This window comes from Halalkalibaculum sp. DA384, assembly GCF_043951955.1.
GTDB lineage: Bacteria > Bacteroidota > Rhodothermia > Balneolales > Balneolaceae > JAMQKA01.
This window is the reverse complement of record NZ_JBINJE010000003.1, coordinates 160,031-185,542: the sequence shown is the minus strand read 5'-3', so window position 1 is coordinate 185,542 and position 25,512 is coordinate 160,031. Positions and strand designations below refer to the sequence as shown.

At 50.0% G+C, this 25,512-nt stretch carries 18 protein-coding genes and 1 tRNA gene; 12 read left to right on the top strand and 7 right to left on the bottom strand.

What is annotated here, in order from left to right; genetic code table 11:
* Window positions 1-73 precede the first annotated feature (73 nt).
* Window positions 74-517, top strand: a complete 444-nt coding sequence (locus tag ACG2E4_RS03170; protein ID WP_395257310.1) for a hypothetical protein — start codon at window positions 74-76, stop codon at window positions 515-517.
* 72 nt (window positions 518-589) lie between these two features.
* Here the strand turns inward: ACG2E4_RS03170 and ACG2E4_RS03165 are convergent, their stop codons facing one another.
* A complete protein-coding gene (locus tag ACG2E4_RS03165) occupies window positions 590-2,053 on the bottom strand; it encodes a lipase maturation factor family protein (RefSeq protein WP_395257308.1) in 1,464 nt (487 codons plus the stop codon).
* Between the two features lie 43 nt (window positions 2,054-2,096).
* On the opposite strand from ACG2E4_RS03165, the gene ACG2E4_RS03160 reads away from it, so the two are divergent.
* Window positions 2,097-2,375 (top strand): hypothetical protein, encoded by a 279-nt coding sequence (locus ACG2E4_RS03160; protein ID WP_395275687.1) that lies wholly within the window; start codon window positions 2,097-2,099, stop codon window positions 2,373-2,375.
* A gap of 121 nt (window positions 2,376-2,496) precedes the next feature.
* On the opposite strand, the gene ACG2E4_RS03155 is transcribed toward ACG2E4_RS03160, so the two are convergent.
* The 3 genes from ACG2E4_RS03155 to recN all read right to left on the bottom strand — a co-directional run bounded on the left by ACG2E4_RS03155 (window position 2,497) and on the right by recN (window position 6,367).
* Window positions 2,497-4,005 carry an acyl-CoA dehydrogenase family protein gene (locus tag ACG2E4_RS03155; RefSeq protein ID WP_395257306.1) on the bottom strand — a complete coding sequence of 503 codons (1,509 nt, stop codon included), beginning with the start codon at window positions 4,003-4,005 and terminating at the stop codon, window positions 2,497-2,499.
* Window positions 4,006-4,289: 284 nt separating this feature from the next.
* A complete protein-coding gene (locus ACG2E4_RS03150) occupies window positions 4,290-4,559 on the bottom strand; it encodes a hypothetical protein (protein ID WP_395257304.1) in 270 nt (89 codons plus the stop codon).
* Window positions 4,560-4,660: 101 nt separating this feature from the next.
* Entirely contained in the window at window positions 4,661-6,367 is a 1,707-nt protein-coding gene (recN, locus tag ACG2E4_RS03145) for a DNA repair protein RecN (RefSeq protein WP_395257302.1), read from the bottom strand.
* Between the two features lie 393 nt (window positions 6,368-6,760).
* Here recN and ACG2E4_RS03140 point away from each other — a divergent pair, with 393 nt between their 5' ends.
* The 6 genes from ACG2E4_RS03140 (at window position 6,761) to ACG2E4_RS03115 (ending at window position 14,038) form a co-directional block, all read left to right on the top strand.
* On the top strand, window positions 6,761-7,813 hold the full coding sequence (locus ACG2E4_RS03140) for an RluA family pseudouridine synthase (RefSeq protein ID WP_395257300.1): 1,053 nt from the start codon (window positions 6,761-6,763) through the stop codon (window positions 7,811-7,813).
* A 625-nt stretch (window positions 7,814-8,438) separates the two neighbouring features.
* Window positions 8,439-8,512 (top strand) — tRNA-Arg (locus ACG2E4_RS03135).
* A gap of 170 nt (window positions 8,513-8,682) precedes the next feature.
* Complete coding sequence (locus ACG2E4_RS03130; protein WP_395257298.1) at window positions 8,683-10,125, top strand: tagaturonate reductase; 1,443 nt, start codon at window positions 8,683-8,685, stop codon at window positions 10,123-10,125.
* Window positions 10,126-10,211: 86 nt separating this feature from the next.
* A complete protein-coding gene (locus tag ACG2E4_RS03125) occupies window positions 10,212-11,864 on the top strand; it encodes a UxaA family hydrolase (protein WP_395257296.1) in 1,653 nt (550 codons plus the stop codon).
* Between the two features lie 220 nt (window positions 11,865-12,084).
* A complete protein-coding gene (locus tag ACG2E4_RS03120) occupies window positions 12,085-12,960 on the top strand; it encodes a DUF3078 domain-containing protein (RefSeq protein ID WP_395257294.1) in 876 nt (291 codons plus the stop codon).
* Between the two features lie 313 nt (window positions 12,961-13,273).
* Window positions 13,274-14,038: a lysophospholipid acyltransferase family protein gene (locus ACG2E4_RS03115; RefSeq protein WP_395275686.1), complete on the top strand. Its 765-nt coding sequence runs from the start codon at window positions 13,274-13,276 to the stop codon at window positions 14,036-14,038.
* 27 nt (window positions 14,039-14,065) lie between these two features.
* Here the strand turns inward: ACG2E4_RS03115 and ACG2E4_RS03110 are convergent, their stop codons facing one another.
* A complete protein-coding gene (locus ACG2E4_RS03110) occupies window positions 14,066-14,935 on the bottom strand; it encodes a nucleotide excision repair endonuclease (RefSeq protein WP_395275685.1) in 870 nt (289 codons plus the stop codon).
* 332 nt (window positions 14,936-15,267) lie between these two features.
* On the opposite strand from ACG2E4_RS03110, the gene ACG2E4_RS03105 reads away from it, so the two are divergent.
* The 3 genes from ACG2E4_RS03105 to ACG2E4_RS03095 all read left to right on the top strand — a co-directional run bounded on the left by ACG2E4_RS03105 (window position 15,268) and on the right by ACG2E4_RS03095 (window position 20,214).
* Window positions 15,268-16,071 (top strand): hypothetical protein, encoded by an 804-nt coding sequence (locus tag ACG2E4_RS03105; RefSeq protein ID WP_395275684.1) that lies wholly within the window; start codon window positions 15,268-15,270, stop codon window positions 16,069-16,071.
* Window positions 16,072-16,193: 122 nt separating this feature from the next.
* On the top strand, window positions 16,194-19,469 hold the full coding sequence (locus ACG2E4_RS03100; RefSeq protein WP_395275683.1) for a UvrD-helicase domain-containing protein: 3,276 nt from the start codon (window positions 16,194-16,196) through the stop codon (window positions 19,467-19,469).
* A gap of 265 nt (window positions 19,470-19,734) precedes the next feature.
* Complete coding sequence (locus ACG2E4_RS03095; RefSeq protein ID WP_395275682.1) at window positions 19,735-20,214, top strand: BsuPI-related putative proteinase inhibitor; 480 nt, start codon at window positions 19,735-19,737, stop codon at window positions 20,212-20,214.
* Between the two features lie 16 nt (window positions 20,215-20,230).
* Here the strand turns inward: ACG2E4_RS03095 and ACG2E4_RS03090 are convergent, their stop codons facing one another.
* Together ACG2E4_RS03090 and lhgO are read right to left on the bottom strand one after the other, a co-directional pair.
* Window positions 20,231-23,119, bottom strand: a complete 2,889-nt coding sequence (locus ACG2E4_RS03090; RefSeq protein WP_395275681.1) for an FAD-binding and (Fe-S)-binding domain-containing protein — start codon at window positions 23,117-23,119, stop codon at window positions 20,231-20,233.
* A gap of 362 nt (window positions 23,120-23,481) precedes the next feature.
* Window positions 23,482-24,684 carry an L-2-hydroxyglutarate oxidase gene (gene lhgO / locus ACG2E4_RS03085; RefSeq protein ID WP_395275680.1) on the bottom strand — a complete coding sequence of 401 codons (1,203 nt, stop codon included), beginning with the start codon at window positions 24,682-24,684 and terminating at the stop codon, window positions 23,482-23,484.
* A gap of 182 nt (window positions 24,685-24,866) precedes the next feature.
* Here lhgO and ACG2E4_RS03080 point away from each other — a divergent pair, with 182 nt between their 5' ends.
* Window positions 24,867-25,403, top strand: coding sequence for a TlpA family protein disulfide reductase (locus ACG2E4_RS03080; protein WP_395257279.1), 537 nt, complete (start codon window positions 24,867-24,869; stop codon window positions 25,401-25,403).
* Window positions 25,404-25,512 lie beyond the last annotated feature (109 nt).

Genomic DNA, 25,512 nt, shown 5'->3' with positions numbered 1-25,512 from the left:
GAAAGTATATTGCGTTTATTATTGGTGGATTAAAAGAGATCAGTTTCCAAAACTTTTGTAATACTTCAACAGTATGAGTGCACAGCGACTGTATATCGACATGGATGGAACGCTGGTCGACTTTGAGGCCGGTATCCCGTTGGTTAGTGAACATCAGAAAGAAGAGTACGGCGATGATTTCGATGATATCCCGGGATTTTTTGACGACCTGCCCCCGGTGGAGGGAGCTGTATCGGCATACCGCACGCTGGCAAACGCTTATGATACATATATTCTTTCTACCGCACCGTGGAATAACGAGACGGCATGGGCGGCCAAAAACTTGTGGGTGCGCCGGTATCTTCCCAAATCAGCTCACAAGCGACTTATTTTGACTCATCACAAGCACCTGGTGTTTGGAGATATACTTATTGACGACAGGAAAGCCCACGGGGTGGATAAGTTTGATGGGGAACATATTCATTTCGGAACTGAGCGTTTTCCGGATTGGCCGTCGGTACTGGAATACCTGCTGTAGCGCTAATCGTTTGAAGCAGGGATTCTCGATTTTGCACGTAGCATAATGTATCCAGATGAAGAACAACGGGTATCAGGGATCAACAAGGTCCGCACGGGAAAGAGGGCGTATGTAATCACTGACATAACTCCGTTTCCACCAGGTGCCGCCTCGCCTCCGTTCCTCTTTTGTAGCATACCTGTATTTGAACAGCCGGGCCCGGATATGTCGGGGTGATGCACCCTTGAAGGGAGTATCCCTCAGCAGTTTTTCTGTAGCCCTGTCGCCCTGCAGTAACTTTTGGATAAGCTGCCTGAGCCAGGGATTTCGGTGGGGCGAAGACATGGCTGCAAACCACATTTGCCAGTCAAGCCGCAGGTGGTAGGGCGATATTTGGGGAGGTCGCCGGGAAGGAGATCCGGGTTTGCCCTTGAACTCATAGGCTTTCCATTCGGTGTCGGGCCCAATCGAGCTGTCGCGGGTTCCCTCGAGTATTATCTCATATCGGGTTTTGGTTACAGAGCCGAATGCACCATAGGTATTTACAAGGTGGAGGGGATTAAAACTGAAATTCATCACCTGCCTCGGAGAAAGCATGTTTTTGACGGGACGGTAGCTCAAATATAGTACCGTTAGGCCCAGAATGACCAGCACAGGCCAGTAAAGTTCGGGAATAGGTGCCATTTGGGGAGGCGTAATGGTTACGAACCGTTGTATCACAGCGTCATTGAATCCACTGAAAGCCAGCGACAGGGTTAGCCAGTTCAGCCACGAATAGTTGCCACTGACGATGAGATAGGCTTGTGAGAGAATGATAAGGGCCGCGGAAATGGAGGCGATCGGTTGAGGAAAGAACAGGCCCCAAACTACAATAAGTTGTATAAAATGGTTGAACAGCGTTTCGGTTTTATGGATCCACTGCGGCATAAGGTGGAAATAACGACTCAGGGGATTGGGCAGCGGCTGGGTTTCGTGATGGTAGTTGAGGCAGGTAAGGTCGCGCCAGCACTGGTCGCCGCGCATTTTGATGAGACCAGCTCCAAATTCCACCCTGAACAGCATCCACCGAACCAGCCAGATTACCAGGACCGGAGCAGCCATATGCATTGGGCCCAGGAAGATGGCAAAGAACCCGGCTTCCAGCAGCATCGATTCCCAGCCAAAACCGTAGAATGTTTGCCCCGCATTTACAATGGAGAGGTATAGCACCCAGAGCAGAAACCAGATCAGCATGGAAAACCCCAGTGGCCCCGATTCCGAAAGACCCGTCAGGGCGATCAGCGATAGCACGATGCCGGTTCCGGCTACCCCTCTGAGCAGTGCGTCTGAGTATTTCCAGTGAAAAATACTGGGAGCTTTTTTGAAAGGGATCCGGTTGAGATGGGAATCGATAGGCATCAGGCCGTGTTTCCCGCAGAGCGGGGGGAACTGATTCAGCGCGTTGATAAATGCGATAAGATAAATAAAGCCGAGCGCCCGCTGCAGCAAGAACCGACTAATCCAATACTCTCCGCTATATAGCTGACCCAGGATCTCAAACACGTTTATTTTCCCCACCTCCGCTCGGGAAATTGTTAACGTTAATCAAATATCTTAAAATGTGAAGAAAATTCAACAGGTGACCTGCCAGAATCCCGCGTTCCCTCCGAATTTTAAACCGGATGCATTCAGCGATGAATTGGGTTTAGATATTTTCTCTACTCTCATTGTTGGTGGAATGATAAATGAATGCTCTGGGCTACTTTTCCCATTTTATAAATGGGGCGGGGATATCTTCAAAACATTCTTTGAGTGTAATATGGGCTACTGTTTGCCATCCCGTGAACACGCGGCAAGAAATGCAGGAATTGGGGAGAGTCCATTATTCATTACCAGATAAAAGTTGAAGACAACCCACGCCGAAATTTACCTGGGGCATCTGCTACACTCAATGGATCTGCAGTTCCTGCACTACGTTACATACAACGAACTACAGGTTTCGTATTTCCCGCCGGGTACAATTAGTCGTACTGTAGCTCGGGAGCTACAAAACGGACCCAGGAACTGTCTTCTTCATAGTGGTCTACAACCTCGGCAGTCTCTTCATTCTGGAACGAAGCCATCAGCTGCTCAACTTTGTCTTCCAGCGTACGAAGGCTGTTTTGGATCAGGTCTCGATTGAATCCATAATCTTCCAGCCGCAGGGTGTACTCCATGGAGATTACACGGCTGAGGATGCGCCCCATATCAACCATTTTGTGCTGTACCATCTTGGAATCCACATTAAAATTGAACAACCCGTTAAAACGGTCGGCCACATTGGAGGTCAGCTCATATTTTTGGAGGAAATCAAACATGTTGGTAAGCTTCAGCCGGCGCATTTTTTTGAACACCGATTCGGCAATCTGCTGGTAAAGAATATCGTTGGATCCCTCAAAGATCTGGAAGGGACGGCTGTCAATCAGTGAACGCCCTGCGATATGATCTAGCCGGTACCCCTTGGCTCCCATCAGCTGAAGCAGCGATTGCGAGGCTTCCTGCATAAGGTCGGTGGTAACGGTCTTGATCGTATTGGCCTGAACATCCATTGTTGAGGTGTCGCAGCTGAGTGGCACTTTGGTGCTCGTGTGTGTGCACATGGCAGAACAGACCGTAAACGCCATCTGGAGCCGGGCAATGCGGCGTTTTACCTGGTCGTATTCAAACAGGTTTTTGCCACCAACCAGTCGGGATTTGCAATGTTTGTGGGCTTCGTCAAGAAGACGCTTTAAAAAGCCCATGCCCATTCCGGGGAATTGCAGGCGGCTGCGGTGCAATACGTCGAGCATCATTTTGATACCGGTGGAACGGGGATTCAGCTTGTATTTCTGTGGAACGGTAATATCAATTTTGTTACGACCGTAGGGAAGCATGTACAGACCGAGGTTGTTATAGTATTCTTCGACTTCTATACCGCCGTTTCGGGTGTCATGAATGAAGAAGCCTATGTCGCGCCCCAGCCCGCTGCCGTTTTTCTTGTTCATGCGGGCGGTGATCAGCCAGTAATCCGCCTGTCCCGTCAGTCCCGCCCAATGTTTGGTTCCGGTCACCCGGTAGCTGGAAGTCTTGTCATCTTTTATGTAACTGGTTTCCATGCGCAGGGCATCGGAGCCGTAGTCGGGTTCGGTAATCATGAGACCGCCCATGCACTGATCGTCCAGGAAGCGTGAAAAGATATCCTGCTTAATCTCTTCATTACCATAATTGGCCAGGGGTTGCAGGAAAAGCGCCCCGTTGATTCCCATCATCAGCGAAAGTGCGAGCGACTCGTAGGAACTGGCTTCCAGCATGGAAAGAGCTTCGTGTGTTTTGCATCCTCTCCCCCCGTACTCTTCGGGGATAAAGGTCGACAGAGGCTGGCAGTCCATAACCTGCCGCAATGTTTTGGAGGGGATGCCCCGCTCCAGGCTTATTTCGTTGATATTGTCATCCGTTCTGAAAACAGTTTTAAGCCTGTTTCGATAGTTTTCTATAAACTCTGAAAAATCCATTCTTGCTATTTCAACTATTTGGAAAGGTAAACCGTGCTAATTCGTTTTATTGATCCCGGTTGCCAGGTGAAAGAAATTAATTCATTCATTTTGTAAAGATAATGAATGCGGTATCTAAGTGAAAGTACCGGAAATTCGACGCCCTCATTCCCCGGCATATATAATTAAAGCTGATCTGGTATATCTGATGTAATATAACGAACTCCTGCGATATTAAGTATTCCAGATGGGATAAAGTGAATTGAACAGGGAAGCTGTAATCAAAGAAAAATGAAGGAAGCTGCTCAGCAAATCTCCCCGGTTTGGGGATCGATATAGCAGCTGTCGCCTGAAACCATCCGTTGTTCACGTAGTTCTGTTTCCAGCTCGCGGAGAAACTGGTTGATCTGCTGTTTTCCCGTTACCAAATGATCGTTTTCCTGCAGGTAGGGGAGTTCCTGGTTCGCTTTGGCGGGATAGCGATGAATTTTGTGGGAGATGACCATCTCTTTCAATCGTTGTTCAATCTGGTCTGAAAGAGGATCAGGTTGTTCCGGGCGGTGAAGAAGAATCATAATCGTGTAATTTTATAGAGTGCTTTGCAAAACTTCTGGTTTTTCAAAACCCTCTTTATAATGTATGGAAAACCACGATGCGGTATCATCTTTTATGGGCCTTAGTTTTTAAAAGTGTTCCGTTCAATGAGCTCTCGGGCACTTTTTAGGGCGGCATCGGTGATATCCTCGCCGCTCATCAGGCTTGCCACCTCCTGTATGTGTTCCTTATTGGATAATGGATTTATGCGGGAGACCGTTCGCCCGTCCTTCTCCGCTTTTTCCACTTTGTAGTGATGGTGCGCCTGGCTGGCGATCTGCGGCTGGTGGGTGATCGCGATAATCTGGCACTGCTGGGAAAGGCGGCGCATGCTGCGTCCCACTTTTTCCGATATTTCGCCGCTGATGCCGTTGTCGATCTCATCAAAAATCATAACCGGCAGGCTCTGTTCCTTGGCCAGGATCGATTTTAGCGCCAGCATCACCCGGCTGATCTCCCCGCCCGAGGCGATTTTTGCCAGTGGTTTGGGTTCTTCACCCTTGTTCGTTGAAATGTAGAGACTGACTTCATCACAGCCATGTTCGGTGCATTCGACCGGTTGGCCATCCACCTGTATCCAGCCGTGATCCGAAAAAAGCCAGTCGACGCGCACTCGAAACTGCCCTTCAGGTATCCCCATCTGGCGCAGCTCATCCACGATATCCGCACTCAGTTTTTGTCCGATCTGCCTCCGCTTGTCATGCAGGGCCCGGGCGCGCTGGCTAAGTTCTTCGGCCTTGGCAGAGATCTTCTTCTCCATTTTTTCGATTTCCAGGTCAAAATTTTCAGCCAGGCTCAGCTCTTTACGGATCTGGTGGTGGTATTCAATGAGTTCCGGGATGCCGCGATTATATTTTTTGCGCAGCCGATTCAGCTCGGAGAGCCGGTTACGAAGTTCGTCAAGGCGCTGGGGATTAAATTCGATGCTCGAGCGATAACGTTCGGTAAAGTTAATCATCTCCTGTATGCTGATACGGGCGGTGGAGATCTCTTCAAGATAGGTCTCAAAGTCTTCCTCAATGCGGGCCATATCCTCCAGGTGAAGCTTTATTCTGTTCAGCAGCTCCATTACGTTTACCTCATCTCCACTCCCCATCTCGACGACAGCCGCCGCTTTTTGATCGAGGTCCTCTGCATTGTCCAGCAGTTTCAACTCTGCCTCCAGCTCCTCCTCTTCATCGGGGTCGAGATTGGCCTCTTCCAGCTCCTGGTCCTGGAACCGGTAGAGCTCCATTTTTTCCTGCAGTTCGTCTTCCCGCTGCTGCAGCTTGCGGAGTTCTCGTTTTAGTTTTCCCATCTCGTGGTAGGTCTCCCGGTACGCGTTCAGAAGGGGAGCTATTGCATCAAAGCCGTCAATGACCCCCCGGTGATTTTCCTCCTTCAGCAACAGCTGGTGATCGTGCTGCCCGTGGAGGTCCACCAGGTAGTTGCCCACCTCGCGGAGTACGGCAATTGTGACCGGTGTATCATTGATAAATGCCCGGCTGCCCGATTCCCGGATCTCCCGCCGCAGTATCAGGTCTTGAGCGTATTCAACGGCGTTATCCTCAAGCAGCTCCCGGATGGGGGGCATCTCTCCCACGTGGATGATGCCTTCGGTAATAGCTTTGTCAGCCCCCTGGCGAAGGAGCTCCGTGTCGGCACGTTCGCCCAGGATCATATTCAGGGCCCCGACGATGATCGATTTACCCGCACCGGTTTGGCCGGTCAGTATATTCAGGCCGTTGCCGAGCTCAACCTCCAGCTCATCGATCAGCGCGAAATCTTTTACATACAGTGATTTGATCATAGCGACACTTTTTTATTTTGATGACGGTACAATGTAACAAGCGAGCAGAAAAAAGTCTCATTCACGGTGCTGATAATCAAGCTACCGGCGATATCGGCATTCAGCCGGGATAAGGAGATAACAATTGCAGGCAGATTCAGTTCCATGAAAAAAGGCTTCCGATCAAGGGAAAACCGGAAGCCTTATGAACTCTGTTGGAATAGTTTAATAATGATATCTATAGAACGAACATCTCAAGTAACTCTCCCTTAATGAAGAGTCACTTTATTGATACTTTTCGGGCCCGATCCTTACAGAAAATTTTTATTTTTTTTGTGCGTTACCTGATAGCTAAAAAAATATGAGCTAAATTAATGAATGACAGTGGTTTAGCTTATTTTCAGTATTGCTGATATGGCTAGAGATACCGCGCTAATTTTAAAACTGGAGGCCGCAATTTTGGAAAAAAAAGAATTTACAGAGCATCAGTACCGGGTTCCGGACGATTTTACATCCGGAACCCGGCTTGACAAGTATATCGCCTCGTTGCTGGATGATACCTCCAGGACGAAGGTTCAGAAGGCGATTGAAGAGGGATATGTTACGGTCAATGAGAAGGCAGAGAAATCGTCCTATAACGTGGAGCCCGGCGACTGTATTAAAGTGAAGATTCCGAAACCGAAAGAGCCGGAGGCCATTCCCGAGCAGATGCCGCTGGATATAGTATATGAAGATGAAGACCTGCTGTTGGTCAACAAACGGGCGGGAACTGTGGTCCACCCCGCCAAGGGGAACTGGACGGGAACGCTGGTCAACGGTCTGCTCTGGCATGTAGACAGCCTTTCGGGCCAGGATGAGGATACGCTACGCCCGGGCATCGTTCACCGCCTGGACAAAGATACCAGCGGTCTGCTGGTTGTGGCAAAAAACGACAAAACGCACGAGGTACTGAGCTCTTATTTTAAAGAAAAGGATATTGAGCGGACCTACTGGGCGATCATCTGGGGAATCCCGGAAAAGGAATCGGGTACCATTACCGGCAATATTGGACGAGATCCACACCACAGGAAGCGAATGGCGGTACGACCTGAAGGACAGGGTAAACGAGCGGTGACCCATTACCGCGTGCTGGAATATTTTGATCACCTGAGCCTGGTTGAAGTGACCCTGGAGACGGGGCGCACGCACCAGATACGTGTCCATTTTGCTCATGAAAAGCACTGGGTGTTTGGCGACCGGCAGTACGGGGGCGACTCGGTCCGCTACGGCGCCAACACCGGTACACGCCGGCAGATGTTTAACAACCTGTTTGCCAACCTGAAGCGCCAGTGCCTGCACGCAAAGACGCTTGGATTTGAACACCCCACCTCGGGTGAGCCGGTTATCTTTGACTCGGAGCTGCCGGGCGACTTCCAACAGGTGCTCGCCACGCTCCGCCAGAACTGCAAGCCCGAACCGCTGTATTAACGTGAGTTCTATATTGCTTCCAGCTTTAACATTGTTTCTTAATTTCTTGGGGTAGGCCTTTAATCTCCCCCTTGGGGGGAGCCCCGCCGAAGGTGGGAGGGGTGTTCTTCTCTATGTCAGACCTGCACCTCCCGACCCATTTCGCAAAACCCGCGATTGGACCACTCTCCTCAAGGAGAGACTGTTTTACTGTCATTTTAAGGCAAACAGGCATTCTGGTTGCGATAATTACGTTGAACTCAGGTGTATTAGGTAGGTTGTTGGTTAAACTGACATGATAGTTCTCAGGGAGGCACAGATTATTTTTTGCGTCCTGTCTCGTACCGTCTTCTTTGGTGCGGAAGAATGGTCCTGTATTTCGGGTACCATCATATTGTTCCCGAAGACGTGTGATTACCACAGGCAAATGGCTATTAAGCAAGATTATTCCATCCAGAGTCTGGAAAATCCCTGGATTAAATATCAAAAAACATCTTGCCTGCCTTCCCAAAGGTGCTTATCTTTGCAAACTATTTTGGAGGAAGTGAGATGATTGGCAGATAAAACAGATTGATATGCCGGAATTTGAATGGCAGTCATCGAAATTCAGCCAATTGTTACGAATCCTTCTTTCTTTGAAAAAAATGCGCACGTAGCTCAACTGGATAGAGCACCGCACTACGGATGCGGAGGTTGGGGGTTCGAATCCTCCCGTGCGTACTTTAATCCCTGCAGGTCACTGGCTTGCAGGGATTTGTTGTTTTAGGGTGTATCTTCGATAAAAAGAATCCCCCAATATTCCATTTCCCTTGGTCCAATAAAATTTATTACATTAAGTAACCGGTTAAGTCCTTGTTATTAACACTCCAATCAACATAACCAGATTTTCTATGAAGCCTAAACCACTCAATAATGAAACTGTTTCCACGGCTCGCAACGGTACGCCCAAAATTGTTCAATTTGGAGAAGGGAATTTCCTGCGCGCATTCTTTGACTGGATGATTGAAAAGATAAACAGGGAGACCAGCTTTAATGGATCCGTCACCATTGTGCAGCCGATACCCAGTGGACTGGTGGATGTGCTCGAAGAGCAGGATGGATTATACCACGTGCAGTTGCAGGGACTTAAAAATGGCAAGCCCCATACGAGTACGGAATTGATAACATCGGTGCAGGGAGGGATTAATCCGTATGAGGATTACCAGGGATTTTTGAAGCTGGCGGAAAACCCCGACCTCGAATTCATTGTCTCGAACACGACCGAGGCGGGGATCGCATTTGATGAAAGCGATACAGGTTATGAAACGATCCCCAACAGTTTTCCCGCCAAGCTCACGGCGTTCCTCCTGCACCGGTTTAACCATTTTGATGGAGACCGAAACAAGGCGCCCGTGGTGCTGCCGTGCGAGCTGATCGACAAGAATGGCGAAAAGCTAAAGGAATATATACTCCGGTACGCCGACTTGTGGGATACAGATTACCTGTTTCGCGACTGGGTGGATACCTACATGACATTCTGTAACACGCTGGTGGATCGGATTGTACCGGGCTTCCCCAGTGACAATATTGAGCAGATACAGCAGGACCTCGGGTATGAGGACAAGTTGGTGGTTACCGGCGAATATTTCCACTTGTGGGTCATCGAGGGACCAGAGTGGATCCAGGAAAAACTCCCTTTCCAAAAAGCGGGACTGAACGTGCAGTTTGTGGATTCGCTCTCTGCGTACCGGACCCGCAAAGTTCGCATTCTCAACGGAATCCATACCAGCATGGTACCGGTCGGTTACCTGGCGGGTGCCCGCACGGTTAAGGAGGCGATGGATGATGACGAGGTCAGCGCTTTCCTGGAAGCGGCCCTTTTTCATGAGATTATCCCGTCGCTCGACATGCCGTTGCACGAGCTTGAAGGGTTCGCCCGCGATGTGCTTGAACGGTTCAGAAATCCATATATTAAACATGAACTGAGTTCCATTGCGCTTAACTCCGTATCCAAATACAAGGTTCGGGTGCTTCCGTCTCTGTTGAGTTACCGCAGGAAGAAAGGCGAACTGCCCCTCCGCCTGGTGTTTGCGCTGGCATCCCTGATTCGATTTTACAAGGGCTCGTGGCAGGATCAGCCCACGCCTATCAATGATTCAGAAGAGGTGGTATCATTCATACAGGATGCGTGGATGCAGGGCGACTATGAAGAGGTGGCAAATGCCGTACTTGGGAATACCGACTTTTGGGATCAGGATCTCTCGGAAATATCGGGACTTGCCGACCAGGTGGCCCGCTACCTTGAACATATTGACAACAAGGGAATAAACCGGTCAATAAAAAAGCTGTTTTAAACCCTCTACCAACAATTCACTCATTCACTCATTCATTCAATAATTAACCTCCCCGGTTCTATTAATTAACCATTTCCCCTATCAACATGAGTAAAAATACACTGCAAATACACCCGGACGACAACCTGTTAGTAGCCCTCACCGACCTGGAAGCCGGTCAGGTTGTCGAGACAGGCGACAGAAAAGTAACCGTAATGAACGACATCCCGGCCAAGCACAAGTTGGCGCTTCAAGACCTGGAGGCCGGTGACAAGATCTATATGTATGGGTCGCTGGTCGGCACGGTCACCGAAGATGTCCCCGCGGGAGGATTGCTGACGGTTCAGAATACAAAGCATGAAGTCTCCGAGTACTCCACGGATCCCTCTGGGGGCACCTGGAATCCCCCCGATGTAAGCAGGTGGAAAGACCGGCAGTTTATGGGGTATCACCGGCCGGATGGGCAGGTCGGGACGGCCAACTACTGGCTGGTGGTTCCCCTTGTGTTCTGTGAAAACCGCAATGTCAACACCATTAAAAATGCGTTCATGCAGGAGCTGGGGTACGCCAACAGCAATATTTATGAGAAATACGTATCGGAGCTGGTACAGCTGTATAAGGAGGGAAAAACCGGCCAGATTCAGGAGATGACAGACCCGCCGCCCAAAAGTGAACTCAATACTGCGGATCCGCTATTTGAAAATGTGGATGGTATCAAGTTTTTAACCCACGAAGGGGGATGTGGGGGCATTCGGCAGGATTCAGAAGCGCTATGCGGCCTGCTGGCGGGATATATTTACCATCCCAACGTGGCGGGAGCAACAGTCTTGAGCCTTGGCTGTCAAAATGCACAGATTGAGATCCTGCTTGAGAAGATCAGGGATCTGACTCCCGACCTGCAGAAGCCGCTGTATATTTATGAACAGCAGCAAAGCGGAACGGAGTATGAGATGCTCACCTCCGCTATTCGTCAAACATTTTTGGGACTGACCGAGGCAAACAAAAACGAGCGGAAACCAGCGCCGCTCAGCAAGCTCACCGTGGGGATGGAGTGCGGGGGCTCCGACGGCTTTTCAGGTATATCGGCCAACCCGTCCGTGGGACAGGCCGGCGATTTCATAACGGCACTGGGAGGCTCGGTTATCTTGTCGGAATTTCCGGAACTTTGCGGAGTGGAGCAGGAGCTGATAGATCGCACCACCAGTAGGGAGATGGTTGAGAAGTTTGTCACCCTCATGCAGAACTACTCGGATGCGGCGGAGGCGTCCGGTTCCGGGTTCGACATGAACCCTTCCCCCGGAAACATCAAGGACGGCCTGATTACCGACGCCATGAAATCGGCCGGCGCGGCAAAGAAGGGGGGCACTTCCCCGATCAAAGCGGTCCTCGATTACACCGAGTATGTGCGGGAACCGGGCCTGAACCTCCTCTGCACGCCGGGCAATGATGTGGAAAGCACCACGGCAATGGCGGGTTCGGGGGCAAATATCATCCTCTTTACCACGGGACTCGGAACACCTACGGGCAACCCCGTCGCCCCGGTCGTCAAAGTTTCTTCGAACAGCGCGCTGGCTGAGAAAATGCCTGACATCATCGATATTGATACTGGGCCGGTCATCAAGGGGGAGAAAACGATTGAAGAGATGGGGGCGGAAATCCTGGATTATATCATCGATTTGGCCAGCGGTAACATACAAACAAAAGCGATGCAGCTGAACCAGGATGACTTCATCCCCTGGAAACGAGGAGTTTCCCTTTGATTGGCGGCAGAATGCCTGGGCCTGCTTGCAAAAAATCGCATTTCATCCCCGCAAGGGATCCGGAAACCTGTAATGGCCGGTTTATAAGAACGTTTGGCACTCCATTCTCTTTTGTATAATATCAGCAAATTATTTTGGGAATGTGAATTCGCAAGATTTGTTGTATCCTGTTATTGACCGAATTGAGAGAAATACAACGTTAAATAAACCGAATCAAAAGATGAAGAAAATATTATTACCACTATTTGCATTTGTACTATTTTCAGCGGCCCCTTTAGCTGCGCAGGAAACTATTATGATCAGTGACACGCTGGCGGGATGGAGCCAAAGCTGGGTTGCCGGGCTCAACGGATCCCAGGCTTCCTACTCCAACTGGTCGCAAGGCGGTGTTAACAATATCAGCGTGACCGGTAATTCTACTTTTACCCTGAAGCACAGGAAAGACAGGTTTGGCTATGGATTTCTGTTGGGAACCCGGTACGGGAAATCCAAAATTGAGGACCAGGGCACGCGAAAAACAGATGACCGGCTATCTATACGGAATCGGTTTACGTATGAACTGGCCCGCGAGAACAGCAGCTATTCAGCCTATGGAAACATCAACTTCCGGACACAGTTTGACAAAGGGTTTGAATATGGCGCAGGACCGAATGAAACGGACGTGTTGATCTCCAGGTTTATGGCCCCAGCCTACTTCTCGCAGGGTGCCGGTGTGGCCTATATCCCGTCCGACTATTTGAGTGTGGAAGCAGGACTGGGACTGAAACAGACCATCGTAACGGATGATGACCTGGAAACACTGTATGGACTGGACGAAGGGGAGACCCTCAGGAATGAAGGGGGTGTCACACTGGGGATTGGATATGAACAGGCTGTGTTGCCTGATTTTCAGCTGAGTTCCAGCGTAGAGACATTCACCAATGTTAATGAAGCGTTATCGAGCACCGATATTTACTTCTCCAGCCAGTTGACGGGCAAAGTGAATGACCTCATCAACACTTCATTGAGGGTAGACCTGGCTTATGATGAGGATTTTTCTGATGAGATCCAGGTGTTGCAGGTATTTTCTCTCGGAATCTCTTTTATACTGCTTTGATGGATTGACCTTACAACCAGCAGAAGCCATTTATGGAAGCGTCGCATCAGAACCAGGTGCGGCGCTTTATTTTTTTCTGCTCATCTATTCCTTGATTTGGACCTTCTATTTCGAAATGGAAGCAAGGCCCGCGTCCCGGCCCACCCGCGATTACGTGCGTTGGGCGTTGAGCTGCTGCCAGTGGCATCTAATAAAATGAGATTGGTCAAGCCGGTAGCCCGCATTTGAACAATAGATGTTTCAGTCAATACTCGCCTCTTTTTAGCGTTGAGCTGTTTACATTGCTTAAAATTTTACAGTACTTCCATTTCTTATGTGGTCCTCCATAAAATCGATTGTTATATGGTTGGCGGTTCTGCTGCTGATTCTTTGCTGGCTCCCGGTGGTGGGACTGGTCTACCTGTTTGACAGCGATCCCGCCCGCTACCGAACAGGCCGGATGTTTCGGAAGCTGGGGAAGTGGATTACCAAAGTGAATCCGGAGTGGAAAATCCGTATTGCCGGGATCACATCGGTGGATGACCGAACCCCGTTTGTAATCGTCAGCAATCACCTTTCCAATGCGGATATCCCGTTGATCTCCAACCTGCCTTGGGAGATGAAATGGATTGCCAAAAAAGAGCTTTTTGAGGTGCCGTTCTCCGGATGGATGATGAAGATGGCCGGCGATATCCCGGTAAACCGGCGCGATCCGCGCAGCCAGATATCCACGCTCAAACAGGCGGTCCACTACCTGCGCAACGACTGCTCGGTGATGTTTTTCCCGGAAGGAACCCGGTCGCGTTCGGGCAGGTTGGGGCGATTTACCAACGGAGCGTTTCACCTTGCTATACGCGAGCAGGTCCCCGTTCTGCCTCTCGTAATCGACGGTACGCAGCAGTGTCTCCCCAAAAATAGCTGGAAGTTTGGCCCAGCCCCGTCGATCCGCCTGAAGGTATTGGAGCCGGTACCCGTCGAAGGGCTAACCTCAGAGAATGTGGAGGCGTTAACCCGCCAGGTTCGATTGCAGATCCTGGAGCAGCTCGTCGAGTGGCGGGATGAGTCTCCTGAAAAGGTGGACGCTACAAGCCAACCCTGAGCAGCCACATCAAAAGATCAGCGTCATTCAATCCAGGGCCACCTCTATCAGGTAGTCATCAAGCTTTTGCTGGGGTATGATATGACTGTCGAGCTCCAGCTGAGTCACAATTTGCCGGTTGCGCCGGCAGCAGGTTGTATAAAATCGATTGAGCGATTCCAAATCTTCGAGGATCAGTTTGCCAATATACTGCTCCATAAGGTGTTCTCGCCGGAATTGTTCCAATATAACGTCAAAAAAGAGGCTTGATTCTCCGGTAAAAAGACGGCCAATAAGCTGGACGTCCAACAGCTTTTTATCAGGCACAGGCAGTCTGTAATTCATGGGCGTCAGGTTTTTAAGCAACACCCGGGGTAAATGGTGGATCGAGTCGACGCGATGTTCCGCCAGGTAGACCAGCCGGAGCAGGGCGCCCAGGGCTTTGCGGACGACCACATGTCCCTTGAAGGCCCCATACGTTTTCCACTCCTTCTCCTCGATTCGCTGCTGCATATTGAGCCTGAAAACCAGCGCTTTTTCTTCTTTGCGAAGGTGGATAAAGTAGTATGTTTCGGGTGATTTTTTTGCATGATTGAATTCCGGCTGTTCCTGCCTGATCAATTTGTTCTCCAGCAGCAGCGCCTCTTTTTCATTCTTGCAAAGCTCGTACGTTATGTTGTGCACCATGCGAATAAGACGGATGGTCTTCCGGGAGGTCGCTCCCATTTTGCCCCGGCGGTAGCTGAAGAGCCGGGCTCTCAGATTTTTGGCCTTGCCAACATACAAAAGCAGGCCACTGCGCCCGAACATTTTGTAAACTCCGGGTTCCGATGGAAGCGCTTCAAAGAAATCGGTGCCCACCCGATCTTCCAGTGGATTGTAATGATTGAAAAGTCGCTGCTGTTGGCTGTTTTTCATCTGTTTAAAGGCTCTTCATAAAAAGTATGCGGATCACGCAATGTATCCGGTTTCCCGGCTTTGTCTTTCCCATTCGGATATACTCGTGCACTGGGGATCCAAATGTATAGATGATGTTGCAAAAAGTTGACTGGAAAAGTCCTCCGATAATTATTCAAGTGAAATCCGAAGTGTTAAATGTACTCCGGTTCTGAATCCCTGGCAGATTCCTGAGTTTACGGGTGTTCGTTTCATGAATAAAAAATATTCTCCTTAATTAACACAAGAATTATCATTTTTCGAGTTATTTGCATTACTTTATAAATACAATCTTCAGAAAAAAAGGGGAAGTTATGAAGAAGCTATCAGGTACAGGGATGTTTTTGTTCATTATTCTTTTCACATCTGCGGGCTTTGGACAGTCAGAAGAGGCGAATTATCTGAGATTCGACTACGTGAAGGTTGCCCCGGGACAGGTTCAGGCATATGTGGAGTACATGAACTCCATGTGGAAACCGCTTTACCAGCAGCAGGTTGAAGAGGGAAAGATTGATAGCTGGAGTCTTTACAGGGTCTTTACTCCCGGTGGAGATGGCGGCAAGTATAATTTTGTTGCAATCACATCGGCGGCAGGATTGAATGTTTTTGAATCGTTAAGTCCCCGTGATATCCTGATGATGGACCAGAGGTCCAGGGACCAGATCAATAATATGATGGCAAAAGCTAATGAGCTCCGGACGGTCATGTACACCGAATTCTGGAAGGCGATCAACAAAATTGCAGAAGATGCGGCTTCTCCCCATTCTGCTAAATATATGATGGTTGATTACATGCTTGTGGCCCCCGGGAAAGATTATGACTACCAGATGCTTGAGGATGAGGTCGCCAAGCCGATCCACCAGGAGCGAAAGGCCACAGACCGGATGGTGGGATGGGAGCTCTATTCCCTGATAACGCCAGGTGGACAAAATTACGGGTACAACTTCGCCACGGGCAATTTTTTTGATGAGCTGGAGGATGTGGAGTATGGATTCACCGAGGATGTAATCAAGAACGCCCTGCCCGGTACTGACATACCGGAACTGTTTGATACCATTTTTGACACGCGAAGACTCGTCAACAGCCAGATATGGGAGCTGGTTTACCGGGTGGATTGACAGCATGCAGGGTAAAATTCAATGAGCCATCTGGATAACGATGTGTTTCTGTTATGGGCTTGTGTTTAAATGAGACATTCTCCATCTTCATCGTGAGCTGATTTCAAAGCAACCGCTGAAGCATGCCGTACATTGCCGATCTGCACGTCCATTCCCACTACTCCCGGGCCACGAGCAAGGATCTTAATCTCGAGTCGCTTTACCAGTGGGCGAAAATTAAGGGCATCAATGTTGTTGGAACCGGCGACTTTACCCATCCCGCGTGGTTCGTCGAGTTGAAAGAGAAGTTACGTCCCGACGGAAACGGCCTGTACGTGTTGAAAGACCCACCCCGCGAAGAGGCGATTCCCGGCACTGTGACGCGGGATATTGACGTTCGGTTCTGCCTGTCCACGGAGATCAGTTCCATTTATAAATATGGTGACCGGGTCCGAAAAAACCACAACCTCGTGTATGCCCCGGATCTTGAGACCGTAGCCAGGATCAATCACAGGCTCTCTTCCATCGGAAACCTGGAGGCAGATGGGCGCCCGATCCTGGGACTTCCCTCGCGTGACCTGCTCGAAATCGTGCTCGAAACGTCTGGGCGCGCCCACTTGGTGCCGGCCCACATATGGACGCCCTGGTTTTCCACACTCGGTTCCAAGGCGGGGTACGATAGTATGGAGGCCTGTTTTCGCGATTTGACACCCCATATTTTTGCAGTCGAGACCGGTCTCTCTTCCGATCCGGCAATGAACTGGAGGCTGAGTGCACTCGACCAGTATACGCTTATATCAAACTCCGACGCCCATTCTCCCTCCAAACTGGGTCGCGAAGCCAATATCATTGACACCGGATTAAGTTATGATGAGCTGTTTGACTCCTTCAAAACAGGGGACGGGTTCCTGGGGACTTATGAATTTTATCCTGAAGAAGGAAAGTACCACCACGACGGCCATCGAAAATGCAATATCGCCCTACCTCCTGAAGTGACGAAGAGATATCAAAAAAAATGTCCCGAATGCGGCAAGCCGTTGACGGTGGGTGTATTGCACCGGGTTGTTGATCTTGCTGATCGGGGAGACTCCCGAAAGCCAGAGAATGCTGCGGGATATAAGTATATCATCCCGATTCCGGAGGTACTGGGTGAAATTGAGGGAGTGGGGCCCAAAACAAAAACCGTTCGCAGGAAATACCGCGACGTGATCTCAAAGTATGGAAATGAGTTCAGCTTGCTGCACGAGGTACCTACAGATGAAATCCGTAAGAACAGCGGACCGGTACTGGCAGAGGCCATAAGCCGGATTCGTAACAATGAGGTGACCCCAAAGGCGGGATATGATGGTGTCTACGGGGTTGTCAAGGTATTTGAAGAGGGAGAAATTGAAAGAATTCGGGGTCAGCTTGGATTCTTTAATATGGGAGAATACAGGAAGGAAGAAACAGCTGCTAATGTAGCTGAGCCCGTCCAACCGTTGGATGTACAGGAAGACAAGGAAACGGCCTCTCAATTTTCGCTGAATGCCCGGCAGGAAAAAGTTAAACAATCGGTTGAGGGGGCGACGCTGGTGGAGGCCGGTCCCGGGACCGGGAAAACTCACACGCTGGTGGAATGGATTGTCCGGCAGGTAGAGTCGGGCAAATGGACCCCGGGAGAGATACTGTCCGTTACATTTACAAATAAATCCGCCGAGGAGCTGCAACAGCGATTAACTGGTCGGTTGGGAGACCGGGCCGAGGCGATGACGATCGGAACGTTTCACGGCGTGGCATGGAAACTGCTGCGCGAGCTGAATCCCGGTCTAAACACAATTTATGACCGTACAGCTCGGAGAATGGCCTTCCGTTTTCTTTTTCCGAAGCTGCGTCCCGAAGAGAGAGCGACGGTTGAAGATCAACTCGTGGACCACTTTGAGCTTGGGAAGGAGCTGCCAGGAAAGTTTCGGAGTTACCGGCAGCGGTATCTGGATTACCTGGCAGAGCAGGGCGCAGCTGACCTCTCAAATTTTATTAACCGACTGGTTGGTATTCTTGTTGAGGATGTGAGTCTGCAAGAAAAACTGCAGCACAGGTTCGGGGCGGTCGCTGTCGATGAATTTCAGGATATAAACCCAATACAGTACTCCCTGGTGAAATTGCTGGCCGGAGGCGATGACCAAAGTATCCTGGCCATCGGGGATCCACGCCAGTCGATTTACGGTTTCAGGGGGTCCGACCCCGGGCTCTTTTTTGAGTTTGGGCGCGAGTTTAAAGCACGGAAAATCTCGCTGAACCGCAACTATCGATCTACCGGTGCGATTGTACAGGCGGCGGGATCGCTGATACGCAACAATAAAGGAAGCGGCAGTACCAGAGTAAATGCCGTCAAAAAGGAGGGAAGTCTGGTTACTATTCATCGCGCGCGAAATCCATTTGAAGAGGCCGACTATATCCTTGATCAAATTGAACGCTATATCGGTGGTATTGACAGCCTGGCTTCCGGAACACATACCGACAGCGAGCACTCATATGGACTTGGAGACATCGCGGTACTTTTCCGCACCAACGTGGTCGGAGATGCGCTTTTCAAATCATTCCTGGAAGCAGGCATTCCCGTCAGTTACGGGGACGGAACGTCATTTTTGGCGGAGCCCCCGTTTACGGTAATATCGAATCTGCTGCAGTTACACCTTGATCCCGGGAACAGCATGGCTCTCAGTGATCTGCTTTCGGAGGCCTATGGATGGAGCGACGCTCAGGTAACGTCACTGTTAAGCCGGGTCAAGAACAGGTCCGATTCCTTGTTTGGGAAGCAGCTGTCGGAAAAAATTGGAGCTCCGCTTCAGGGCGATCTGAAAGAGCTTCGGAGGCTGCTGGAGCAGGTATCTGACGAAATGGAAATGGGAGGTAAAAGACTGAAGCGGGTGGTTGAGCTTATTTCATCACATTTTTTGCCGGATGAACTGCTAAGTGAGACGCAGCTTCTGAAAAAAGAAACACTTCTGGAACTGGCCGGGCAATCTGGCGGAAATATTGAACAATTCCTGCATCAGATGCAGCTGAATCCGTATACCGATGCGGGACGCCTTAAAACGGAGGGGGTCCATCTGTTGACGTTTCACGCCGCCAAGGGGTTGGAGTTTCCGGTCGTGTTTATCGCCGCGGCAGAAGAAGAAATTACCCCGCTCCTTCGGGAAGGTACGGACATGGAGGAGGAGCGTCGTCTCTTTTATGTTGCCATGACACGGGCCGAAGAGGAGCTGCAGATCACCTGCTCGAGGGAACGGAGCCGGTATGGGGAGATCCGCCCAATGGAGGAGTCCCGGTTTATTGCCGAAATACCGGAAGTCCTGAAAGAAGTAACTGGAAAAACGGAATCCGTACTGGAACAACCGGAGGATAATTCCGCCCCCTTCGGGCAGCTTGGCCTGTTTTAGGGAATGCAGGAGTCTGCCAGTCTCATGTCACATGTCAACGATGAACATTCAGCCTTACAGGATCGCAGGTAATATTGATGCTGCAGATCACACAGAATAAGTAGTTCTAACAGTATCTTTCCAAGCGGTATGCGTAGGTCAGCCTGATCGGTGGTATCCGCGTTATGTCAGGAACAGGCCGAATTGATGTGACACTAGTTATTACCACCTGCAGCGTGTATTAATTACGCGCATAAGAGGAATGGAGAAAGCAAACAATTGCAACATGAAACGACTTCTATACCTTGTACCGGCACTTCTGGTCATATTCTCTTGTGATAATGCCTCATTACTGTCGGGAATAGATCAGGAAGATCTGTTCCATTCGGTCAAGCATACCGACTCGCTGAGGATAGAGCTGGATTTTCAAAACCGGGAAATATCAGAACCGGAGGATATTGAAGCAGAATTTGTTCTTGAGAATATCACGGATGATACGCTACGCTATAGGTTTTCCTCCGGCTGCCAGGTTGGATATTTCATCAGCACCAGAGGCCAGAGAGTCTTCGACAGTACAGAGAGGGTGATGTGTACGGCCGCACTAACCAAGTTGGTAATAGAGCCGGGTAAAAGCGCCAGGTACACGATCTCCCTTGAGCACTTTGATACAGATGATATTCAGCTCGAAAAGGGGTTATACCGGTTAACAGCGTTTCTCCTTGGGGATTACGGGGTGAAAATTACTGCCCCGTTTGTAACCAGGTAAGTGGAAATATCATCCATCAGATGGCGGGTGAACCCACTTCAAGCGCGGGGTTGTTTTGGGCCAGCAATTCCGCCGGATGATACGCTTTCCTTCCTGTCCCGTCCCTGACCTGGTGCCGGCAAGAAAATCCGGGGGCACAAACCAGCGCGTCATCCGGAAGATCCCGTAATGCCGGGAAAAGCACCAGTTCTCCGATCTCCATGGATACCTCGTAGTGGTCATGCTCGTATCCAAAGCTGCCGGCCATGCCGCAGCATCCCGTTTGCAAGTCTACTGGCTCGAACCCCGCTTTCTTCAGCAGCCTCATGGTTGGTTCCATGCCCACCAGTGATTTCGCGTGGCAGTGACCGTGCACATAAACTTTTGTGCCGGACGCGGATCGAAGGATCGAGGTATTATCCAGTTGGTTAATAAACTCCTCGAACTGGTAAGTGTGATCTGCAACGGCTTTGGCCTTATCTAGCTGTTCGTTGTCACACAAATCGGGGTACTCATCACGGAGTGTCAGGATCTCTGACGGTTCCAGTCCGACAATAGGAAGCCCCCTGTCCACGTAGTTAAACAAGGGAGGTATATTGGAGTTAACCATTTGTTTAACCTCCTTCACCATTCCCTTGGATAGATAGGTGCGTCCCAGTTCCTTAATCCCGGGTACCATTACTTCATACCCGAGCTGTTCCAGCAGGGAAACGGCGGCTTTGCCAATTTCAGGTTCATGGTAATCGGTAAAAAGGTCGACTAACAATACAACTTTTTTTGAAGAGGCGATGGAGCGGTGGCTTTTGAACCAGCTACGAAAAGTTTGGGAAGCGAATGCGGGCAGGTTCCTGTTGGGATGAATTCCGATGAACTGTTTAAGCAGCTCTTTGCCGGGATTGCTTTTGATAAACCAGTTGGTTAGTTCTGGCAAGAGAGAGGCCAGGGGGTACAGTTTGCCGGTGTGTCCAAAAAATCGTTCTGAAAGAGTGAGGCCGTGCTGCTCATGCCAGCCTTGCATGAACTCCGCTTTCATGCGGGCCATATCAACATTGGCGGGACATTCACTCTTGCATGCCTTACAACTGAGACAGAGGTCGAGGGCATCCCTGAGCTCTTCTGAATTAAACGCATCAGCTTGTTTGCCAGAAAAAAGCTGGCGAAAAAGATTGGCGCGGCCGCGGGTACTGTCTTTTTCTTCCCTGGTAGCCATGTATGAGGGACACATCGTACCGCCGCTTTCCGCCAGTTTCCGGCAGACGCCGGCTCCATTACACAGTTCCAGAGCGTCCCCGAAGCTGCCCTCGTTGCGCCACTTGAACTGGGTATCGATATCGGTTTTCCGGTAACCTGAGGCAGAAAAGCGAAGGTCTTCATCAATCGGGAGGGCACGTACAATTTTCCCCGGATTCAGGATATAGTTTGGATCGAACATCTCTTTTACTTTGTGAAGCAGTGGTATCATCTCCCGGCCCAGTACCTTGGGAATGTAGGGTGCCCGGGCCCGTCCGTCCCCGTGCTCACCGGAGAGCGACCCGTTGTAGCTATGCACCAGTTCTGCGATTTCTTCCGCCATTGCTTTCATTTTTTCGACTCCTTCGGGGGTGTGTATGTCAATAACGGGTCGCAGGTGAAGTTCACCCACCGAGGCGTGAGCGTAAAACACGCAGTTGGTGTCGTATTTGTCGAGCAGTGCCTGGAAGTCATCCACATAGTCGGGGAGATCTTGTACTCGTACAGCGGTATCCTCACAAAAGGAGGGAGATGGGGCATCGGCTCCCAGACCCATAAGGAGCCCGAGACCGGCTTTGCGAAGCTCCCACACCCGGGTTACTTCGTCCGGTTCTGTAAGGATGGGGGTGGAGTATCCGTAGCTTTTTTTCTGCAAAGCCTCTTTAAGCTCAGAACTTCTCTGCAGCAGCTCCTCCATCCGTTGGCCCTCGAGCTGTACGATCAGTATGCAGTGCGGCTCCCCATCCAGGAAAAAACGATTCTTTCGCTGCTCAATGTTTCCCTTTGTGGCGTCCAGTATAATGTTGTCGACCAGCTCCACGGCAGCGGGATCATGTTTGACAATCTCAACCGTGGCCTCCATCGCCTCCCGTATGGAGCTAAAATGGGGCACCAGCACCAACCGGCAGGGATCAAGTGGCACAAGGTTTATCTTCGCCGATGCGGTTATGGCCAGCGTTCCCTCGCTTCCGCAAAGCAATTCCGCCATGTTAAAGGGACGCCCATTCGGATCAAATGGCTGCATCGTGCAGAGTTTGTCCAGCGCGTATCCGGTATTCCGCCGGATAATATCGGGATGGGGATATGCCTGCAGGATCTGCTCCCGGTGTTCTTCAATAAGCTGTAGAACCCCCCGGTAAATATGACCTTCAAGATTCTCAAGCTGCTTTTTCTCCTCGAGCTCTTCCGGCGATAAAGGCTTAAAGACGGCACGGGTTCCATCACTCAGAACCGCTTCGATCTCCAGGACATGCTCCCGGGTAGTGCCGTATTTTATGGAAAACGAGCCACACGAATTGTTGCCGATCATTCCTCCCAGCATACATCGATTTGTGGTAGCCGTATCAGGACCAAACAGCAGTTGATGTTTCCCCGCCTCCCGGTTCAGGGTATCCCGGATCACGCCCGGTTGAACGTGGGCCATTCTATTTTGAGGATCCAAATCCAGGATTTGTGTCATATGCCGGGAGACATCCATAATAACGCCATCCCCCGTGGTCTGCCCGGCCAGGCTTGTGCCGGCACTGCGGGGCGTAATACTGAACTCCTGCTTGTTGGCCTGCAATACCAGCTGCTGGATCTCCCTGAGAGATCTGGGAAAGGCAACACCTTTGGGGATTTCTTCATACATGGAGGCATCGTTCGCGTAGAGACGTCGAGTTTGGGAGTCGGTCTTTATCTGGATCGATTCTGGCATATGCGTCTGTTTTTTTGATCAGGACAGTTCTAACGTAATAAATTCAGAGGAGTCGGCAAATGCAGTTTTGTTCCAAAAAGGAATACCTCTGTTTGGGAAGTGTTTCTAAAATTTTTTGAGAAAGGTCCAGTTAGATTCCAAATCCCAGGTTTTACAGGCTGAAGGAAGGGGAGGGTACGTCAATGCGGTAGTACGACTGCACCATCCAGCTGTGCCGGACTTTTATGAGAGCAACTGTCACTGAAAGACAGAATAACGGGATCTTCCGATTAACGTATCGTAGGGGCCGATTATATTGCATGTTTGTACAAGCAACGGTTGGGTAAAAGTTCCGTAATACATGAAATAGCCTGTTTCATGGCTCAAAATTCAAAATTTTGTTCTGCCCGCTTGACGACTTCATCCCCGATGGCCAGGCCTGCAGTAGCAGCGGGACTGGGCGCGTTGAGGATATGGATCTCATTGTCCGTGGTCTCAAAATGAAAATCATCCAGGATCTCACCGTTGGGTTTCAGCGCCATGGCCCGCACCCCGGAAGGGGAGGTTGTCAGATCATCTGCACGTATGGCGGGAACCAGCTTTTGAAGCCCTTCCACAAAAGCTTTTTTGGAGAACGAGCGGTAATACTCATCCAGTCCCATGCGCCAGTGCTGCCGGGCCAGGTTCCAAAACCCGGAAAAGTTGATCGTTTCAATGGTTTCGTTCAGGTTGAAAGAGAGTTTCTCATACCCTTCTCGCTTGAAGGCAAACACCGCGTTGGGCCCGCATTCCACCCCACCCAGCACCATCTTGGTAAAATGGACCCCCAGGAACGGGAACTCCGGGTTTGGCATCGGGTAAATGAGTCCCTTGACCAGGTGCTCGGCTTCCGGTTTCAGCTCGTAATATTCGCCCCGGAATGGTACAATCTGAATTTCGGATCGAACGCCGGCAGATTCCGCCACGTGATCGCTGTAGAGGCCGGCACAGTTAATCAGCCACGACCCCTCAAAATGATCGGTTTCGGTTTCTGCAATGACCGACCCGTTGTGATGACGGATATTTTGGACTTCCTGGTTGAATTTAACCTCATTTCCCTTCTCTTCAATAAGACTTTTTTGCTTTTCGCAAACACCGACGAAATCAACAATCCCGGCACAGGGAACGTGAATCGCTTTTACCCCTTCGGCATATGGTTCAATTTCGGCCAGCCGTTCGGGCCCGATCATTTCAATTCCTTCAATTTCGTTGATCTGCCCGGTTTCATAGATCTTTTCCAGACGGGGAATATCCTTCTCTTCAGTGGCAACAATCACTTTCCCGCAGATTTCATAGGCCACCTCGTGCTTTTCGCAAAAATCCACCAGCTGATGCCGCCCGTTTACGCAGTTTTTGGCGCGGTAGCTGTTCGGTTTGTAGTAGATGCCGGAATGAATGACGCCGGAATTATGTCCTGTCTGGTGGGCTGCCACCCGATCCTCTTTATCAAGGATTAAAATATTCATATCGGGGTATTTCTCAGAAAGTTTGTAGGCGGTGGAAAGTCCAACGATGCCGGCGCCTACAATGATGAAGTCATATTTCATGGGTCTGGAATCTCATGATTGGTCGCATTCAAAATGAACTGAAATTACAAAAAGCTGAGTCTATAATCACAAATAAAATTACAACAGCTTCTTCAAAAAATGATAAATTACGGTCTCTGGTGAAATATTATATTCACTAAACGGTTGTAGCACTTAATATTAATGGAATATTCTGATTCGATATGAAATCTACGGTTCTACTGGTATTTACCCTGCTTTTTGTGTTCTCTTGTGGCAGTGAAAAGCGGGAGGCGGCGGATACGCAAAATGAGTCATCCACACAAAGTAACGCTTCGGAGGCGCGCGCGGTAGAGCAGGCCGCATTTACTGACCTGGAGGGCAATACCGTGGAGCTCTCCGAGTTTGAGGGCAAGGTCATCCTGATTGATTTTTGGGAGACATGGTGCAAGCCGTGCCTCGATAGCTTTCCCACCATGCAGAAGCTGGTGGAGGAGTACCCCGACAAATTTGTGGTCTTGGCGGTAACGCCCGGGTTTACAAACACAGTTGAAGATGCCCGGCAATTTGCTGAAAAACAGGAGTATGATTTTGTGTATCTCTACGATGAGAACAAGCTGCATCAAAAATTGCAGGTGCAGGGTATTCCCTTTAAGGTATTTGTGGATGCCGAAGGCAATTTTATTGAGTCCTCGATGGGTAGCAGGGGGCCAGAGGGCGATTATAAGCACACAAAAGAGATCATAGAGGACCACAGCTGAAAATATTTTTTTGACAATCCCGGGAGCGCGGGAACAGGTCCGACCCCGGTGCTTCTTTTGATTGGGGATCTATTAACAGCTATCTTTAGTCAGCAATATTAAATTCTAA